The organism is Azospirillum sp. B4 (assembly GCF_000333275.1).
GTDB lineage: Bacteria > Pseudomonadota > Alphaproteobacteria > Azospirillales > Azospirillaceae > Nitrospirillum.
Genome location: NZ_BACU01000190.1, coordinates 1 through 20087 on the forward strand (window position 1 = coordinate 1; position 20087 = coordinate 20087).

The window sequence follows — 20087 nt, forward strand, 5'->3', positions numbered from 1 at the left end:
ACGACCGGGTGACGGCCAACCTGGGTACCGCCGGCGCCAACCTGCTGGCCGTGGCCGGCAATTACTACATCCGCAGCAACCTCGCCAGCATCGGCAACACTGGTAGTGCCACCGGTGGCACCGCCCTGTACCTCACCGGCACGCTGGGCACCTTCACCAACAGTGGCACGCTGAATGGCGGTGCCTTCGGGATCACCGGTCCCGCCAGCGGCGTCATCGGCCTGCTGGACAACAGCGGCCTGATCGAAAGCCAGACCTTCGGCATCGCCATCGGCAGCATCGGCACGCTGCTCAACAGCGGCACCATCACCGGCCGGACCGCCCTCCTGGGCACCAACCAGTACACCCTGAGCACCATCGACAACGGCACGCAGGGCTTGATCAGCGGCCGGACGGCCCTGTCCCTGTCCGGCACCGTGGTCGCCGTCGGCTCGATCAACAACAGCGGCACCATCCTGGGGCAGTCCTATGGGCTCTATAACAGCGGCACCATCACCCGGCTGTCCAACAGCGGCACCATCGCCGCCACCGTGACCTCCGGGCTCGCCGTCAATAACAGCGGCAGCATTGGAACGTTCAACAACAGCGGGAGTATCACCGCCGTCCGGTCGGACATGACCAACAGCGGCACCATCGACACGCTGACCAACAGCGGGCTGATCGGTGGGGGCACCAACGTCGCCCTGCGCAACTACGCCACCATCGGCACCCTGTCCAACAGCGGCACCCTGACCTCCACCAACGGGGTTGGATATTATAACGACGGCACTGTCGGCCTGCTGGACAACAGCGGCACCATCCGCAGCGGCGCCTCCTTCGCCCTGGTCGATTCAGGCACCATCGCCCGCCTGGCCAATGCCGGCACCATAACCAGCCCCGGATTCGGCGTCGGCATTTTCAATGGCGGGAAGATCGGCACCATTGCCAATGCCGGGTTGATCAAGGCCGGCACCGCCCTGCAGATCTTCGTGGGCAGCCAGGTGGACCTGCTGGTCAACAGCGGCACCATCGCCGGCAACATCTACAACAATTTCGACCCGTCCAACGCCGGGCCGGGCACCCTGGCGGCCGCTCTCACCATCGCCGGGGGCACCGGCGGCACCATTGGCACCCTGACCGGCGCCAGCCTGACCAACCAGGGACGCATCATCACCCGGTACGCCGACGTGGTCTTCGCCGGCGGCGACCTGCTGCTGAACGACAGCATCACCACCAACGGCTTTGCCGTGCGCAACATTGGCGCGGGCATCACCGTCGCCAACACTGTCGGCATCACCGGCGACTATGTCCAAACGGGGGGCAGCCTGGGCGTGGCGGTCGGTAGCGGCCTGCTGGCCGTCAGCGGCAGCGCCAGCCTGACCAACGGGCAGGTGCGGCTGGTGGGGGCCGCCACCAACAACTATTTCCAGGGCGGCACGGTGGGAACCCTGGTGACCGGCGGCGTCGGGTCCGACTACGCCGGCGTGACGCTCAGCGGTGACGGCGCCGGCCTCAGCCTGGCCGGCGTCACCATCGGCACGTCCTGGTCGGCCTCGTGCGGAACGACTACATCGGCGGGACCTACGCCAGCCTGGGCAACACCGGCACGCTGGGCGTCCAAAGCGGCGCTGCCGTCTATGTCGCCCAGACCGGCACCCTGGGCACCCTGGCCAACGCCGGCGGCGTGATCAGCAGCGTCGGCAGCACCGGCGTCGCCAACCTGGGCACCATCGGCGCGCTGTCGAACAGCGGTACCATCACCGGCGGCCGGGCCGGCATCCATAACACCGGCCTTATCCATACGCTGACCAATGATGGCACCCTGGGCGGCCTGTTCGCGGATGGCGTCATCGATACGCTGGTCAACGGCGGCACCATCGGCGGCACGTTCGATGTCGGCGGCACGCTGGGCCTGCTGGCCAACAGCGGCGGCATCACCACCCAGATTCATGTGGGGCAGGCGGGCGGTGTCGGCACGCTGGTCAACAGCGGGACCATCCGGGCCACCGGCGTCGGCGGCACGGCCCTGTCCGGCGCTTTCGGCACCATCCTCAACAGCGGCCTGATCAGTGGCGCCAGCGCCTTGAACCTCACCAGCCAGGTGGATCTGCTGAACAACAGTGGCACCATCCTGGGCGACATCCAGGCCACGTCCGGTGCCCTGACCATCACCGGCGGCACCGGCACGGTGGCGGGCACCTTCAGTGGCGCCACCGTGACCAACCGGGGCGCCATCACCGTCACCAGCGGCGATGTGGTGCTGGCCGGTGGCAACATCCTGCTGAACGACAACGTCGTCGTCAGCGGCCACACCCTGATCAACAACGGCGCCAACCTTCAGTTGGCCGGCGCCGTCAGCGTCACCGGCGGGTACAGCCAGACGGCCGGCACCCTGGGCATATCGGTGAACAACGGCCTGGTGGCCAGCGGTATCGCCAACATCAGTGGCGGCACGGTCCTGGCCTCCCTGGCCGCTGGCGGCAACTATCTGGCGGGCACGCTGGGCACGCTGGTGGCCGCAGCCAATGGGTCCAGCTACGGCGCCAGCGTGGTGTCGGCTCTAAGCGGCCTGGTGGGCAGCGCCGCGTTTAGCGGCGGCACCCTGCTGTTCGTGGGCGGCAACGACTACATCGGTGGCGCCTATGCCACGCTGAGCAACAGCGGCAGCCTGTCGGCCGTGACGGCGGTCTACATCGCCGCCACCGGCAGCCTGGGCCAACTGGCCAACACCGGCACGCTGGTGGGCAACATCCGCAACCTGTCGGCCGTCGATCTGTCCATCACCGGCGGGGCCACGGGCACGGTTGGCACCTTCACCGGCGGCACCCTCATCAACACCCTGTCCAACGTGGTGCTCGCCTCCGGCAACGTGCGCCTGGCCGATGCTGTCGACGTGACCGGCCACACCCTGGTGAACAGCGGGGCCGCCGTGACCCTGGGTGGCACCGTGGCCGTCACCGGCGATTACAGCCAGACGGGCGGCGGCCTGCGGCTGGATGTGGGCAGCGACCTGCTGTCCGTCACGGGGGCGGCCCGGTTCGCGGGCGGCACCGCCACCGTCACCGGGTTCTCGGCCACCGCCAACTACATGGCCGGCAGCATCTTCGGCACCCTGGTGCAGGGTGGGGCGGGGTCCGACTATAGCGGCCTCAGCATCACCGACACGGTGACCGGCTTCGGCCTAGGCGGCACGGTGGCGAACAACGCCCTGCAGGCCGTGGCGCTGAACGACTATATCGGCGGCACGCTGTCCGCCCTGACCATCACCAACGCCGTCAGCACCGCCAGCACGGCGCTGTACGTCGCCGCCACCGCCTCCATCGGCGGCACGCTGACCAACAGCACCACGCTGGTGGGCCAGAACGCCGGCCTGCGCAATTTCGCCACCATCGGCACGTTGCAGAATGACGGGACGATCGCCGGCGGGGCCTATGGTCTGCGCAACAGCGGCGGCCTCATCACCTTCCTCGCCAACGACGGCACCCTGGCGGGCCAGACGGCCGGCCTGGCGGTTGACGGCGGCAGCATCTTTTTCGCCCTGAACGGCGGCAGCATCGCCACCGTCGCCATCAGTGGCGGCGGTTCGATGTTCGCGCTGGGCAATGTCGGTCGGATCAGCGGCGGCGTCCAGGTGCGGGACGGCGGCACGCTGGGGTCCATCCTCAACTTCAACAGCGGCCTGATCAGCGGCGCCACCGCCCTCAGCATCGGCGCCCAAGGCCAGTTCTTCGCGCTGGGCAACGGCGGCACCATCGCCGGCGACATCATCAATGACGCGAGCGCCATGCCCAACCTGACCATCATGGGCGGCACGCTGGGCAATACCACCATCGGGGTCGGCACCTTCACCGGTGCCGCCCTGACCAATCAGGGCACCATCGTCAACACCCTGGGCAATGTCATTTTCGCGTCCGGCGACGTGCTGCTGAACGACAGCGTCAATGTCGGCGGCAACACCGTGCGGAACATGGGCGCCGACCTGACCCTGGCCGGCGCCGTCAGCATCGCCGGCAACTACGCCCAGACGGGCGGCACCCTGGTCCTGGTCACCGGCGCCGGCCAACTGGCGGCCAGCGGCAGCGCCAGCCTGACCAACGGGCAGGTGCAGCTGATTGGCGCCGCCGCCGGCAATTATCTGCAGGGTGGCACGGTGGGCACCCTGGTGGCCGGCGGCGCCGGGTCGGACTACGCCGGCGTGGTCCTGACCGACGATGCCACCGGCCTGACCCTCGGCGGCACCACCGCGGGCAACGCCCTGGTGGGCGTGGCACTGAACGACTACATCGGCGGCACATATGCCAGCCTGGGCAACGCCGGCACGCTGGGCGTCCAGAACGGCGCCGCCGTCTATGTCGCCCAGACCGGCACCCTGGGAACCCTGGCCAACACCGGCGGCGTGATCAGCAGCGTCAGTGGTACCGCCATCGCCAACCTGGGCACCATCGGCACGCTGTCGAACAGCGGCACCATCACCGGTGGCGGAATCGGCCTCCATAACACCGGCCTCATTCATACGCTGACCAACGACGGCACCCTGGGCGGCCTGATCGCGGACGGCGTCATCGACACGGCTGTCAACAGCGGCACCATCGGCGGCGCGTTCGATGTAAGGGGCACGCTGGGCCTGCTGGCCAACAGCGGCAGCATCGCCACCCGGATTCATGTGGAGCAGACGGCCGGCCTCGGCACCCTCGTCAACACCGTCGGTGGGTTGATCAGCGGTGCCACCAGCGGCATCGAGAACGGGGGGCATATCGGCACCCTGGTCAACAGCGGCACCATCCTCGGCACCGCCACCGCCGGTGTCGGCGGCGCCGGCGGCAGCATCGACCTGCTGTCCCTATCCGGCGGCGGCTTGGTGGGCGGCGGCGTGGTGGGTGTGGAAGCGGGCAGCCTCGGCACCCTCATCAACCAGGGCACCATCGCCGGCGGCAGCATCGCCATTTCGACCGGCACCATCGGCCTGCTGGCCAATGCCGGTATCATCAGTGGCGACGTCATGGTCAGCTCAGGCGATCTGACCGTCACCGGCGGCAGCGGCACGGGGATGGGCATCTTCACCGGCGCCACCCTGGGCAGCCAGGGGGCCCTCAGCATTGCCAGCGGTAACCTGGTGCTGGCCGGCGGCAACGTCCTGCTGAATGACAGCGTCCACGCGGCGACCGTGGTCAACACCGGCGCTTATCTGGCCCTGGCCGGCGGCGTCAGCGTCACCGGTACCTATAGCCAGACGGCCGGCACCTTGGGCGCCACCGTGAACAGCGGCCTGACGGCCAGTGGTGCCGCCAGCATCACGGGCGGTACTGTCCTGGCCACCCTGGACGCCAACGGCAACTATCTGGCGGGCACCTTGGGCACCCTGGTGGCCGGCGGCGCCGGGTCTGGCTACAGCGGCGCTGTGGTTGCCTCCGCCCTGACCGGTCTGACCGGCAGTGGTGTGGCCAGCGGTGACAGCCTGCTGTTCGTGGGTGGCAACGACTATATCGGCGGCGCTTACGCAACGCTCAGCAACAGCGGCAGCCTGTCGGCCGCCACGGCGGTCTACATCGCGGCCAGCGGCAGCCTGGGCCAACTGGCCAATACCGGCACGTTGATCGGCAACATCCGTAACCTGTCGGCGGTGGACCTATCCATCACCGGCGGGGCCGGCGGCACGGTGGGTACCTTTACCGGCGGCACCATCGTCAACAGCCTATCCAACGTGGTCTTCGCGTCCGGCGATGTGCGTTTGGCCGACGCCATCGACGCCACCGGTCACACGGTGCTGAACAGCGTCGCCAACCTGACGCTCGACGGTACCGTCGCGGTCACCGGCGACTACGACCAGACGGGCGGCAGCCTGCGGCTGGGCGTCGGCAGCGACATGCTGTCCGTCACCGGGGCGGCGCGGTTCACCGGTGGCACCGCCACCGTCACCAGCGCCTCGGGCAGCGCCAACTACATGGCCGGCAGTATCTTCGGCACCCTGGTGCAGGGCGGGGCGGGGTCCGACTATACGGGCCTCAGCATCACCAACCTGGTGACCGGCTTCGGTCTGGGCGGCACGGTGGCGAATAACGCCCTGCAGGCCGTGGCGCTGAACGACTATATCGGCGGCACGCTGGCCACCCTGTCCATCAGTGGTGCCGTCAACAACGCCGGCACGGCGCTGTATGTGGCCACCACAGGGTCGCTGGGCACGCTGACCAACAGCACCACGCTGGTCGGCCAGAACGCCGGCCTGCGCAATGTCGGCACCGTTGGTGCGCTGGTGAATGGCGGCACCATCGGCGGCGGCGCCTATGGCCTGCGCAACAGCGGCGGCCTGATCACTTTCCTCGACAATGTCGGCACCCTGACAGGGCAGACCGCCGGCTTGGCGATTGATGGCGGCATGGTCGCCTCCGCCCTGAACGTCGGCGGCATCGCCACCGTTTCCATCGGCGGCACCGGCACGCTGCTGTCTCTCGACAACCGGGGCCAGCTCAGCGGCGGCATCCTGGTGACCGGGGGCGGGCGCCTGGACACCCTGGGCAACAGCGGCACCATTACCGGTGACGTCCAGGTGGCCGCCGGTAGCCTGACCATCACCGGCGGCGGCGCCACCCTGGGCACCTTCACCGGCAACGCCGGCCAGGGCACCATCGCCGTCGGCGGCGATGTGGTGCTGGCCAGCGGCAACATCTGGCTGAACGACGGCATCCAGGCCATGGGCCATACCGTGGTGAATGCCGGTGCCAACCTGCAATTGGCCGCCGCCACCAACGTCACCGGCGCCTACAGCCAGACGGCCGGCACCCTCGGCGCCACCGTCAACAATGGGCTGACGGCCAGCGGTGCGGCCAGCATCACCGGGGGCACCGTCCTGGCCACGCTGGCCGCCAACGGTAATTACCTGGCGGGCACGCTGGGCACACTGGTGGCCGGTGGTGCCGGATCCGACTACAGCGGCGCCACGGTTCGCTCCGCCCTCACCGGCCTGGCCGGAACCGGTGCCGTCAGCGGCGACAGCCTGCTGTTCGTGGGCGGCAATGATTATATCGGACGGCGCCTACGCCACCCTGAGCAACAGCGGCAGCCTGTCGGCCGTCACGGCGGTCCATATCGCGGCCACCGGCAGCCTGGGCCAGTTGGCCAACACTGGCACGCTGACGGGCAACATCCGCAACCTGTCGGCCGTCGATCTCTCCATCAGTGGCGGGACCGGCAGCACGGTGGGCGTCTTCGGCGGCGGCACCATCGTCAATACCCTGTCCAACGTGGTGTTCGCGTCCGGCGACCTGTTGCTGGGCGATGCCATCGATGCCACCGGCCACACGGTGGTGAACAATGCCGCCACCCTGCGGCTGGCCAGCCAGGTCAGCATCACCGGCGCCTATGCCCAGACCGGCGGCACCCTCAGCATCGACCCCGGCACCGGCCGCCTGGTCACCAGCCAGGCCATCGTCGTCAGCGGTGGCGTGGTGCAGGCCACGCTCAACGCCGGTGGCACCTATCTCTACGGCAACGGCTACACCCTGATGCAGGCCGGTGGCGGCATCGACCTCGGCGGCGCCACCCTCATCACCGCCCTGGCCGGCTTCGCAGGCAACACCACCGTCGTGACGGTGGCGGGCACCAGCGCCCTGCTGTTGCAGTTCGCCAACGACTATATCGGCGGCACCCTCGGCAACGCGTCGAACAGCGGCACCATCACCGGCGTCCGCACCGCCGGCTACGTCGCCGCCTCCGGCAGTGTCGGCACCCTGTCCAACACCGGCCTGTTGTCGGGCGGTGTGATCGGCGTCGCCAACAATGGGGTGGTCGGCACCCTGAGGAACGATGGCGCCATCACGGGGGCCAGCAGCGCGGCCGCCAACATCGGCACCCTGGGCACCCTGGCCAACAGCGGCACCATCACCGGTGGCCGTGATGGATTCCACAACACGGGGGCGGCCACCCTGGTCAGCAACACGGGCCTGATCAGCGGCACGTCCCGTGCCGGCCTGTACAACGGGGGTGGCATCGCCACCGTATCCAACAGCGGCACCATCACCGGCCCCACCGGTCTTCACAACAGCGGTACGCTGGCGAGCCTGGTGAATGCCGCCGCCGGCACCCTGGCGGGCATCACGGCGCTGTACAACGACGGCACCCTGGGCACCATCGCCAACAGCGGCGTGATCCGCGGCGCCATCCTGAACGACGCGGCCCAAGACCTGGTGTTTACCGGCGGTGGCAGCCTGGGCACGCTGACGGGCCTGTCCGGCAGGGGCACGATCACCAATACCCGGGGCAACGTGGTCTTCGCGGCCGGTGCCCTGCTGCTGGACGACGACATCATCGCCACCGGCCACGCCGTGGTGAACAGCGGTGCCACCTTGGCGCTGGCCAATGCCGTGACGGTGAGCGGCGATTACAGCCAGACCGGCGGCAGCCTGGTGGTCATGCGGAACGACACCCAGGCGGCTGAACTGGTGGTCAGCGGTGCCGCCACCATCGGCGGCACCGTGCTGGCCAGCCTGTCGTCCACCGCCAATTATCTGGTGGGGACCAGCACCCTGCTGCAGGCGGCCGGCGGTGCCATCGTGACGGCGCAACTGCAGGTCAGCGGCATCGCCGGCCTGTCCGCCGCGCAGGGCACCGTCAGCAACGGCCTGACCCTCACGGTTGGCAACGATTATGTCGGCGGTTCGCTGGGCAGTGTCACCAACAGCGGCACCCTGTCGGCGGCCACGGCCGTCCATGTGGCCGGCGGCGGCACGCTGGGCACCGTGGTCAACAGCGGCCTGCTGACCGGTACCGCCCACGCCCTGGTCAATCTGGGCAGCCTGGGCACCATCGCCAACAGCGGCACCATCGCCGGTGACATCCTGGACAACGGCGCCGGCCCGCTGGTGATCGCGGGCGCCGATGGTACCCTGGTGGGCACGCTGACCGGGCGGTCGGGCGTCGGCCTGCTGACCAGCGCGGGCGATGTGGTCTTCGCCGGCGGCAGCCTGTTGCTGAACGACATGATCACGGCCACCGGCCATACGGTGTCCAACACAGGCGCCACGCTGCACCTGGCCAGCACCCTGACCGTCACCGGCGACTATCGCCAGACCGGCGGCAGCCTGCTTCTGGACGCCAACCAGCTGGTGGTCACCGGCATCGCAGCACTCAGCGGTGGCACGGTGGCGGCCTCGGTCTCGGCGGCCAGCAACCAGCTGGCGGGGGCGGTGCTGGGCACCCTGGTCGTGGGTGGCGCGGGCTCCAGCTATACCGGGCTGACGGCCCTGGTGAACGTGGTCAGCGTGGGCGTGACGCTCAGCACCGTCACCATCGGCGGCACTGTCGACCTGCTGGCCGTGGTCGCCAACAACTATGTCGGCGACACGCTGGGCAGCCTGGGCAACGGTGGGGTGATCGACGCCCCGACGGCCGTGCATGTCGCCGCCGGTGGCGCCGTCGGCAGCCTGTCCAATACCGGCACCCTGATCGGCACCATCGCCGTGCTGAACCAGGGCCAGGTCGGCAGCTTCAGCAATGACGGCACGGTTCTGGGCAGCGTCGCCGGCGTCAGCAACAGCGGCACCATCGGCACCCTGGGCAATACCGGCACCGTCACCGGCAGCGTCACCGGCCTGGGCAACCAGGCGGGCGCCAGCATCGGTACGCTCAGCAACAGCGGCACCGTGGCGGGCCAGATGGCCCTCTATAACGCGGGCACCATCGACGTTGTCCTCAACACCGGGTCGCTGATCGACGCGGGCGCGCCCACGGCCGCCGGCCTGTACAACACCGGCAGCATCGCCACGGTGCTGAACGGCGGCACCATCCTGGGCGCGACCTATGGCGTCTACAACGCCGGCACCATGGGCACCCTGGCCAACAGCGGCCTGATCACGGCGCCCACGGCCCTTTATCTCGACACGGGCTCCAGCCTGGGCGTGCTGGCCAACAGCGGCACCGTGACCGGCAATGTCCTGAATCTGTCGACCAATGACCTGCGCATCACCGGCGGCAGCGGGACGGTGGTGGGAACCCTCACCGGCTATGCCGCCAATAGCCAGGGCAGCATCATCAATACCCTGAGCAACGTGGTGCTGGCCTCGGGCAACCTGTTGCTGAACGATGCCGTCAACGTCGCCGGCCACACCCTGGTCAACAGCGGCGCGGCGGTGGTCCTGAACAGCTTGGTCAACGTCACCGGCGCCTACAGCCAGAACGCGGGCACCCTGATCCTGGACGTCGCCAGCGGTGGGGCCCTGGCCGTCAGCGGTGCCGCCAGCCTGGGCGGCGGCACCGTGCTGGCGGATTATGCGGCCACGGGCAACTTCCTGGCCGGCAGCGCCACGACGCTGATCGCCGGCGGCACCGGGTCCAGCTACACCGGCGTGGTGGTCCAAGGCTCCCTGACGGGCTTGGCGGTCAGCCAGAGCGTGGTGGGCACCAACCTGCTGGCGGAGGTCGGTAACGACTATGTCGGCGGCGTGCTGCCGACGCTCAGCAACACCGGCACCCTCACCGCCGCCACGGCCGTCTACGTCGCGGCCAGCGGCAACCTGGGCACGCTCGCCAACAGCGGCGTCCTGATCGGTAACGTGGTCAACGCCAGCGCCAACGACCTGGTGATCGCGGGCGGCAGCGGCACGGCGGTGGGCAGCTTCAGCGGCGGCACCATCCGCAACAGCCTGAGCAATCTGACCTTCGCGTCGGGTGCCGTCAGCCTTGGCGATGTCATCGACGCCACCGGCCATACGGTCAACAACACCGGGTCCAGCCTGACGCTGGCCAGCGACGTTTCCGTCCTGGGCGCCTTCAGCCAGACGGCGGGCACCCTGGCCATGGCCGGCCATGGCCTGAGCGTCGGCGGTGCCGCCACTGTCAGCGGCGGTGTGGTCGATGCCGGCCTCGATGGCGGCGGCAACTATCTGGTGGGCGACAGCGCCACCCTGGTCCAGGGCGGTGCCGGCTCCAACTACGCGGGCGCCACCGTCACCAGTGGGGTGACCGGCCTGGACGTCACCGGCAGCACCAGCGGGACCAAGCTGCTGGCGGTGGCGGGCAACGATTACATTGGCGGCACGCTCGCCAGCCTGTCGGTCACCGGCAGCCTGAGCAACACCGCCGGTGGTGCCACGGCGCTCTACATCGCCAGCGGTGGCACGCTGGGCACCTTGGCCAACAGCGGCACCATCGCCGGCAACATCGCCAACGCCGGCAGCGCCAGTCTCGGCATCACCGGCGGTAGTGGCAGCACCGTGGGCACCCTGACGGGCGGAACCATCACCAGCGCCGGCGCCAACGTCACCCTGGCCAGCGGCAACTTGGCTCTGAACGACCAGGTCAACGTGGGCGGCGGCACGCTGGTGAACAGCGGCGCCAACGTGCTGCTGACCAACGCCATCAGCGTGACGGGCAACTACAGCCAGTCGGCCGGCACCCTGGCCATGGGCATCGGCACCGGCACGGCGGGCGAGCTGCTGGTCAGCGGCGACGCCGCCTTCACCGGTGGCACGGTGGCGGTGACGGCGCTCTCGGGCAGCAACCTGATCGCGGGCCAGAGCTACACCATCGCCGAGGTGGGCGGATCCTTGACCACCAGCGGCCTGACGGCCGCGGCCACGGGCTTCAGCGCCACGCTGGGCAGTGCCGCCAACGGCAGCGCCACCGACCTGCTGTTGACGCTGCTGAGCGACTATGTGGGCGGCACTCTCTCCACGCTGACCAACACCGGCACGATCAACGCGGCCACGGCGGTGCTGATCACCAGCGCCGGCAGCCTGGGCACCTTGGCCAACAGCGGTGCGATCATCGGCAATGTGGTCAACGCCAGTGCCAACGACCTGGTGGTCGCGGGTGGCCCAGTGGGTGTGAATGGTGGCGGCACGGCGGTGGGCAGCTTCAGCGGCGGCACCATCCGCAACAGCCTGTCCAACCTGACCTTCGCGTCGGGTGCCGTCAGCCTGGGCGATGTCATCGACGCCACCGGCCATACGGTCAACAACACCGGGGCCAGCATCAGCCTGGCTGGCGACATCGCGGTGACGGGGGCCTACAGCCAGACGGCCGGCACCCTGGCCGTGGCCGGCCATATGCTGACCGTCAGCGACGTCGCCAGCATCACCGGCGGCATGGTCAACGGCGGCCTGGACGGGGCGGCCAACTATCTGGTGGGTGACAGTGTCACCCTGGTCCAGGGTGGGGCGGGCTCCACCTACGTCGGCGCCACGGTGATCAGTGGCGTGACCGGCCTGGACGCCACCGGTGCCACCAGCGGTACCAACCTGCTGGCGGTCGCGGGCAACGACTACATCGGTGGCACTCTGGCCAGCCTGGCGGTAACCGGCACGCTGGCCAATACGGCCGGCGGGGCCACGGCGCTGTACATCGCCTCGACCGGTACGCTGGGGGCCTTGGCCAACAGCGGCACCATCGTCGGCAACGTGGTGAACAAGGCCGCCCGCGACCTGACCATCATTGGCGCCACCGGGGCGGTGGGGCGCTTCAGCGGCGGCACCATCACCAGCACCGGCGCCAACGTGGTGTTCGCGAGTGGCTCGGTCAGCCTGGGCGATGCCATCAATGTGGCGAGCCACACGGTCCGCAACGCCGGCGCCAGCATCGCCCTGGCATCCGACGTGGTGGTCATGGGCAACTTCGCCCAGAGCGGCGGCACGTTGGCCACCGGCGATCATGTCCTGACCGTCAGTGGTGCCGCCACCGTCAGTGGCGGTGTGGTCAATGCCGGCGTCAGCGCCACGGCCAATGTCCTGGCGGGCGACAGCGTCCTACTGATCCAGGGGGACACCGGCTCCAGCTACGCCGGTGCCACGGTCACCAGTGGCCTCACCGGTCTGTCGGCCAGTGCCGCTGTCAGCGGCGGCAATCTGATGGCCGTGGCCGGCAACGATTATGTCGGCGGCACCCTGGCCAGCCTGTCGGTAACCGGCACGCTCAGCAGCCCGACCGCGCTCTACATCGCGACCACCGGTGCCCTGGGCACGCTCGCCAACAGCGGCACCATCAGCGGCAACATCACCAACCTGTCGGCCAACGACCTGGCGATCACGGGTGGAACGGACATGGCCCCTGGCGCCCTGACCGGTGGTACCATCACCAACACCCAATCGGACCTGCGTTTCGTGCGCGGTGTCATGATGCTGAACGACCGGGTCAATGTCGGCAGCCATAGCATGGTCAACAGCGGGGCCACCCTGCTGGTGAACAGCGCGGTCAACATCACCGGCAGCTACAGTCAGACGGCCGGCAATCTGGTCATCGGTGTCAGTTCGACCACCAGCTACGGCACCCTGGTCATCAGCGGCAGCGCCAGCCTCACGGGCGGGGCGGTGACGCTGACGGCCATCAACGGCGGGCAACTCGCGGCCGGCAGCTACACCATCGTGTCGGCCGGCTCCACCTTGACCACCAGCAACCTGACCCTGACGGCCACCGGCTATACCGTCACCAGCTCCACCATCACCGCCAATGGGGCGACGGACCTGGTCCTGACGCTCAGCGGTGGCAGCGGCGGCACCACCGGCCCCGCGGGCCCGACCATCAGCACCCAGTATACGGCGGTGGGCTTGGCGGCGGGGGGGCCGGGGGTGGGCACCGGTCGGGCGCTGGACGCCATCGCCGACAGCAGCAGTGCGACGGCCCAGGCCTTCCAGACAGCGGTGCTGACCCGCCTGTCCAAGCTGTCGGGGGCGGAGCAGCAACTGGCGGTAACCCAGCTGTCGCCCAGCCAGCTGACGCCGCAGATCAACACCTTCTCCGTCACGCCCTCAACCAACGCCATCAGCCAGCATCAGCAGCATGCGGCAGCCCATATGGATGGAAGCGGGAAGGGGGCGGCCGCCGGCTCCGATGGTCAGCAGGGGGCGGTGTGGGGCGAGATCCTGGGCGGTGGTGTGCTACGCGGCAACAATGCCGATGCCGCGGGCTACACCGGGACCACGGCCGGCCTGATCGTCGGCGCCGACTGGTACGCCAGTGACACGGTCATGGCGGGCCTGGCCTTCAGCTGGCTGAACGGTTCGGTCAATGGCGAGGGCACCGCCGCCGGCAGCCAGACCAAGGTGGCCAGCTACCAGCTGACGGCCTACAGCGTCTGGCGTCCGGATTGGGCGGACCAGCGGCTCTCGGTCGAGGGCCAGGCCAGCTTCGGCTACAACCACTACGACCAGCGCCGCTGGATCGGCTTCCTGGGCGCGCGCGCCAACGCCAACTATGGTGGGGAGCAGTATCTGGGCAAGGTGACGGTGGGCTACGACCTGCCGGTCTCCGCCAGCTTCACCCTGACGCCACAGGCCGGCCTGCGGGCGGTGCGCCTGACCAACCACGCCTATGACGAACATGACGCCGGCGTGGCCAACATGGCGGTGGGCGCCCTGAAGGTGGACAACCTGACGCAGGAGCTGGGCGCCAAGCTGTCGGGCAAGCTCGACACGGCATGGGGCCGGCTGCTGCCGGATCTGCGTCTGGCCTGGGTGCACGACTACCTGAATGGACCGATCGCCACCACCAGCGTCCTGGTGGGTACCAGTTTCGTCAGCAGCATCGGCCGCACCACCGCCGACGGACTGGGCATCGGCGTGGGTGCCAGCTTGGAGCAGGGGGACGGCTTCAAGCTGCGGCTGGAATACTCCGGCGAGCTGCGCCGGGACTATCAGAGCCACGCCGGGGTTCTGCGCGCCAGCTTTGACTTCTGAGCGAGGACGTTCCGGCCACCGTCGCCTTTACTATCTGCGAATTGGCCGAACACCGCCCTGATCATCCTCGACCTTCTGAAAGGCATTGCCCGGCCTCCCTCTCATTCACCCTATCGATGGCGGCATCAAACGGGCGCGTGGCCGCCGCCTTCCGAGCGCGCGACCTGGCGGTCGTGCCTGTCAACGTCGCCGGCGGGGCGCGAGGCCGGATGGAGCAGCCGCGTCAAACGGGATCCCGTCCAGACGGATGGCATGCGGTCGCTATGGCTGGCGATTTCCTGGGAAGGGCGTTCAGGCGGCGCAGGCAAATCTCGCCATCTGCCTACACGGCGCCCCGCTCGGCCGGGATGACCTCTTCGCGGTAGCGGCGGGGAGGCCCCCCAGGATGGTGCTGTCGGCCTGGCTGTGGTCGAGGAAGATCCGGCGGTCCATGTCCGTCTCGACGGACCTTGGCCTGGTAGCCGATAACCTGGCCTTTGCGATTCTCTCTGGGGGTGATGGTGGCGATGGGGCCGGATTCCGCGCGTTGTTCCGGGAGGTCAACTGTCATCAAACTCCCGCAATATCCGTCTAAACGCGGGAAGTATGGCGTCCCCTGGGGGAGGTTTCGCCGATCGAGGCCCAAGGGATTGATCGCCTTGGCTGTCTGGGCGCCAGATTTTGTGGATCGGCGTGTCACGACTACACGCTACGCCAGGCACCCGCCGCAAGTGCCGCCAGCCTCGTTGGAGTTACTCGCGCTGGTAGTGCGTCTTAAATCAAATTGTCTCCGACAATCCTGGCACGCTTCAGTTCAGCGGGCTCTTGAAGATGCGCATCTACAACCTTTTGAGGAGTGTTGATAAAGACCTTTTTTCTGAACGAGAATTTTAATGTGGGAATCGCTTTCGATATAATAAACGCAAAGCGAAAACCTAATTTTAGAACTCATACCCAATATGTTTAATCTATTAACATATGATATAATCCAGAAGGCAGATTCATCGTTGACACGTCATATGCTTTTTCACTTAATAGATGCGCTGTTACCGCTGGACGATGGAGGTCCCAGGCGATGGATTTCTGTCCGTCTTGTTTCCATGATGAATTCGTATCGCCGCTCTGTCATCTTTGCGGTGCAGAGTATCGGCCTGAATATAATTTTGGGGATATACTAGATCCTGGTCAAATATTATCCGGAATATTCAAGATTGGTCGGCTGCTTGGTCGGGGTGGCTTTGGAGCCACATATCTGGCGCTGGACCAGACATTGAATGTCCGTGTTGCCATCAAGGAATTTCTACCACAGAATATTTGTGCACGTGGCCAGGACGGCGTGACCGTCTATCCAAATCCAGCAACTCGCGAGGATTTCGAGGCTGGATTGCGGCAATTCCTTTCTGAGGCGCGAACACTGGCGCAATTCCGTAACGATCCTGGAATTGTGTCCGTATTACAGTTCTTCGAACAAAACAACACTGGCTATATGGTCATGGAACATCTCGACGGCCAAACGCTGGAGAGGCATCTGGCCAGTCGTCGGCGTCTTAGTGCCGAAGAGGCGATCAACCTGCTATTACCAGTTTGTCAATCTTTGGAACGATGCCATGCGGTAAATCTGATCCACCGCGATATCAGTCCTGACAATATTTTTGTCACTAAAGATGACCATATCAAGTTGCTGGACTTTGGCGCCGCCCGCTTCGCTGCTGGAGGGCGCAGTCTCAACCTGTCGGTCGTGCTCAAGGAGGGATTCGCTCCCTTCGAACAATATCAGACCAATGGCGCGCAAGGGCCTTGGACGGATGTCTATGCGCTGACGGGCACGCTGTACCGCCTCATCACCGGCGCGCTTCCGGTTCCAGCGCCGGATCGGATCGGCGGTACGGAACTGGTCTACCCGTCCGAAGCTGAGATCGCCGTTCCCGGTGGATTCGAGGATATCCTACACAAGGGGTTGGCGCTTGATCCGGCGCAGCGCTACCAGACGGTGGCCGCATTGGAGCAGGCCTTGCGCGACTGTATGTCGGCGGGCCTACCGGCGCCGAAAGTGCCCTTTAAATCCGTGAAGCGGGAGGCCATCCGTGTCACCGCCGGACCGGTGTCGGCGGCACTATCGCAGACTGTCCAGGCTGGGGAGGGCGGCGGGAGGCATGGGCGCCTGCCCCTGATCGCCGCCACAGGTGTCGGGGCGGCGGCGGTTGCGGCCTTCTTCATTTATAGCAATCTTGGTCGGCCAATGGCCAAGCCGACGCCGCAAGATGCGGCTGCGGCCGCGGAATGGAAGGTCGCGGGTGGATCAGGCCCTGTCGCCCATTCGTCCGCGGTCAAGAACCTGGCGGTGAACACAGTGCCGGCCAACGCCCCCGCCATCGTCGGGGCCAATCCCGTCGATCTCGCCAAGAAGCAGCTGGGCGATGCCATCAAGCAGGCGCGGCAGTTGCATCTCGCCGCCTTCCGGCTCGCCAGCCACAATCAGACCTTACACACTTTACTCGGTCCCACGGGTGAGCCTGCGCCCTCAGAGGCGAAGGTGGTTTCCGAGGTTCGCAGAGCCATCGATTCCGCGACGTCCGACCAGCAGAACTATCTGGCGAGTTATGCGTCCACCCTGCAGGTCTTGGCCACCAGTAATCAGGCGGCTGTCGAGGAGGCCATCAGCGCGCATCGTGATCGGCTGGATGTGGGCAGTCCCGACCGTCACTTCCTCGATCTAATCGCGACGCATCTCACCAAGATACGTGAAGAGACGCTGGGAACCGATGAAATCGTCTATGAGATCTCACAATGATAAGGGGGCATTATGAGAAAGCACACGATTACTGCATGTATCGCTCTGTCGCTTCTCACCGGCTGTGCCAATCAGGGGGATCAAACCCGCGCCGAAGGGGCGGGGCTCGGGGTACTCCTCGGCGCGGTGGCCGGCGGAGTCTTGGGGGGTAAGGAAGGGGCCTTTATTGGCGCTACGGCTGGCGGTTTGGTCGGCTTGGCCGCCGGGGACTACGTGGCCAAGGAAAAGGCCAAGTACAAGTCTACCGAGGAATTACTGGACGCCCACAAGAAGGAGGTGGCTGAGGCCGCCGCCACCGCGGAGGCTCGGTCACGCTCGACGGGTTTACTCATCAAATCCACCGAGATGCAACTCGCAGATCTCAAGAGGTCGAACGCTTCGGCGGAGGATCAGTTGAAGACGAAGGCTGTGATGCTCGACCGCCTGAAGCAACAGCATGAACAGCTCAAAAGCGACGTAGTGCTGTTGGACCAGAAAGCCGACCAAGAGACCAATCTTTATAACGATCTCAAGAAGCGCACCGCCACGAATGACCAGGCGGCTCAGGCGAAAATCCAGCAGTTGGTCGACAACCGCGACCAGTATGTTCAGCAAAAACTGGCTATCAGTGGTCAAATTACTGCTATTGAAAAAGAAATAAACCAAATCGGCTAACGCAGACAATCAGGTATTGGTGGACCGCTATGAAAGCATTGTCTTTCGTTTTTGCGACGGCCTTGTGTCTGGTGACAGGATGTGCGACGTCCGATGATCCAGGAAAAGGTGGTTTCGTCTCTGGTGTCAATGGCCTTTTCTCCGGAAAATATGACGACCGCGTCAACCAGAAGACAGCCGAAGTCTCCGATATGAAGAAGCGGCGGGCCGCAGCGGAGCAGGAGGCTGCAGCGCTGGAAAAGGAGCTGGCGGCCAAGCAGTCGGCACTGGACGTGGCTCGTGGTAATGCGGCGACGTTGGCGACGCAAGTTGGCACCATTGATGCCGATCTAAAAAAATCAGAGATCAAGAATGCGGCCATGCGTAAGAAGCGGGATGCGTTGGTCAAGGAAATCGTGACATCGCAGAATCACGTCACCCAACTCCAGCGGCAATTGGAGCAAAATCCACAGGAAGATAAGATAAAGCAGTTGCTGAGTGAGATAGCAGTGGAACAAGATAAAGTAAATTTACTTACGAATCAGAAAAATAACTTGTTGGAAGAAATCAGAAAAAATCAATTATGAGAAATATTCTGTAAATTACATAATTCTGGGGCGGAAAGGAATCGACCCTATGATTTTTATTTTCTGGAAATACGCCCGACTAGCTATGGTGGGTGCGGTTCTGATGGCGGGCAGTACAGCCGCCACGGCTGCTGAGAAGGCCCCTTCCGCCACTTCCGAAGGAAAGGCGACCAAGGCGGCGCCGAAACAGAGGAATGCTCCCGCGCTTCCGCCGTCGACCTTGCGTTTGAGGCAGGTGGTGTCCCGCGGGGCGACGCTTCACCTCTACGCCACCGGCGAAGCGGAGAATGATGTACCGGTGCCGCCGCCGGCTGGCGCTGTTTTCTATACCGACGTCGGCGGGCGTCGTTTGCCGACATCCATTGATCCTGACCCATCGGGAACGGCGATCGTCTTCCTCATTGACGTGTCGCGGTCGGTCTGGTCGGAGCAAATACAGACCATCAATCGCACGGTGGACGCGTGGATTGACACGCTAGGCCCTCAGGACCGCGCCGCCGTTCTGAAATTTGGCTCGACGGTCAAGACTCTTCAGGACTTCACGGCGGATAAGAATCGTTTGCGGGCGGCGTTGCCTCAAACGGCTACCGAAGATCAGACGCAACTGTATCAGGGCCTTTTGCAAGCGATCGGCAAGGCACGGCGGCTGGACGCGGACCTGCCCTTGCGGCGGGCGATCATCGTGTTGACCGATGGCATCGACGACCAGACGGGCAATGCCTCAGTGGATGAACTCCGGCGCGAGCTGGCGGCGGATCCGGTGCCGATCTATGCGGTCGGCGTCAGCCGGCCATCCCAACCGAAATCCGAGGCCGCGCTGAAAGTGCTGGGCGATGTCGCCCGGCAATCTGGTGGCATCTACCGGCGTGTTCGGGTCGAGGATCTGCGCGGAACCCTGGTGCAGGCCTATCTTGACCTTCAGAATTTCATGCGTGCGGATTGGCCCTTGATTGCACGCTGTCAGGATTGTCCCATCGATGGATCGATGTCCAATATCCTGCTGGACATGCAGTCGGACTCGGTTCGTCTCAATTCCCAATCGGTGGCCGTTCACTTGGTCGGCGCCGATGGTCGGGCCATATCGCCCCCATCTCCGCCGCCGCCCCAACCTCCGTCTCCCCCTCCAAGCCCACCACCGCAGGCTGAGAAGGATTCCCTGGTGGTTTGGGTCTTCAAGGAATGCGTCAAAGCTTTTCTGAAGGACCCCGCAAAATGGATCGCCATCGTGGTCGCGCTGCTGGGCGGCGGTGGCGCGGTGACAATCGTCCTTATAAAGAGAGCCGAGGCGGAGGCGAAGAAAGCCGAAGCCGGTCCGGTCGTCCAGCAATCCACACGGATGGCGTCGACGCTCACCGTGGGTGTCCTAGTGATCAAATCGGATCTTGCGGATCCCAATGCGAAGGGCCGTCGGTTGCGCATCCACCCCATCGGCGTCAACGACTGGAAGCCGGTTGATGT

Annotated in this window: 6 protein-coding genes; all 6 read left to right on the forward strand. The window is 66.1% G+C overall.

Annotation, left to right across the window (positions count from 1 at the left end; all coding sequences use genetic code 11):
* A partial coding sequence (locus I55_RS36935; protein WP_376739182.1) for a beta strand repeat-containing protein occupies positions 1–1667 on the forward strand: 1667 nt, incomplete at its 5' end.
* A 5322-nt stretch (positions 1668–6989) separates the two neighbouring features.
* The gene (locus tag I55_RS36940) at positions 6990–14639 is read left to right on the forward strand and encodes a hypothetical protein (RefSeq protein ID WP_159107147.1); all 7650 of its coding nucleotides are present in this window, start codon (positions 6990–6992) and stop codon (positions 14637–14639) included.
* A gap of 1054 nt (positions 14640–15693) precedes the next feature.
* Entirely contained in the window at positions 15694–17409 is a 1716-nt protein-coding gene (locus tag I55_RS34250) for a serine/threonine-protein kinase (RefSeq protein WP_083900951.1), read from the forward strand.
* Between the two features lie 12 nt (positions 17410–17421).
* Entirely contained in the window at positions 17422–18063 is a 642-nt protein-coding gene (locus I55_RS32880; protein WP_049973961.1) for a hypothetical protein, read from the forward strand.
* A gap of 29 nt (positions 18064–18092) precedes the next feature.
* The gene (locus I55_RS08615) at positions 18093–18629 is read left to right on the forward strand and encodes a hypothetical protein (RefSeq protein WP_148293631.1); all 537 of its coding nucleotides are present in this window, start codon (positions 18093–18095) and stop codon (positions 18627–18629) included.
* Between the two features lie 49 nt (positions 18630–18678).
* Positions 18679–20087 (forward strand): VWA domain-containing protein (locus I55_RS08620; RefSeq protein ID WP_044560111.1); only part of this gene is annotated, 1409 nt, incomplete at its 3' end.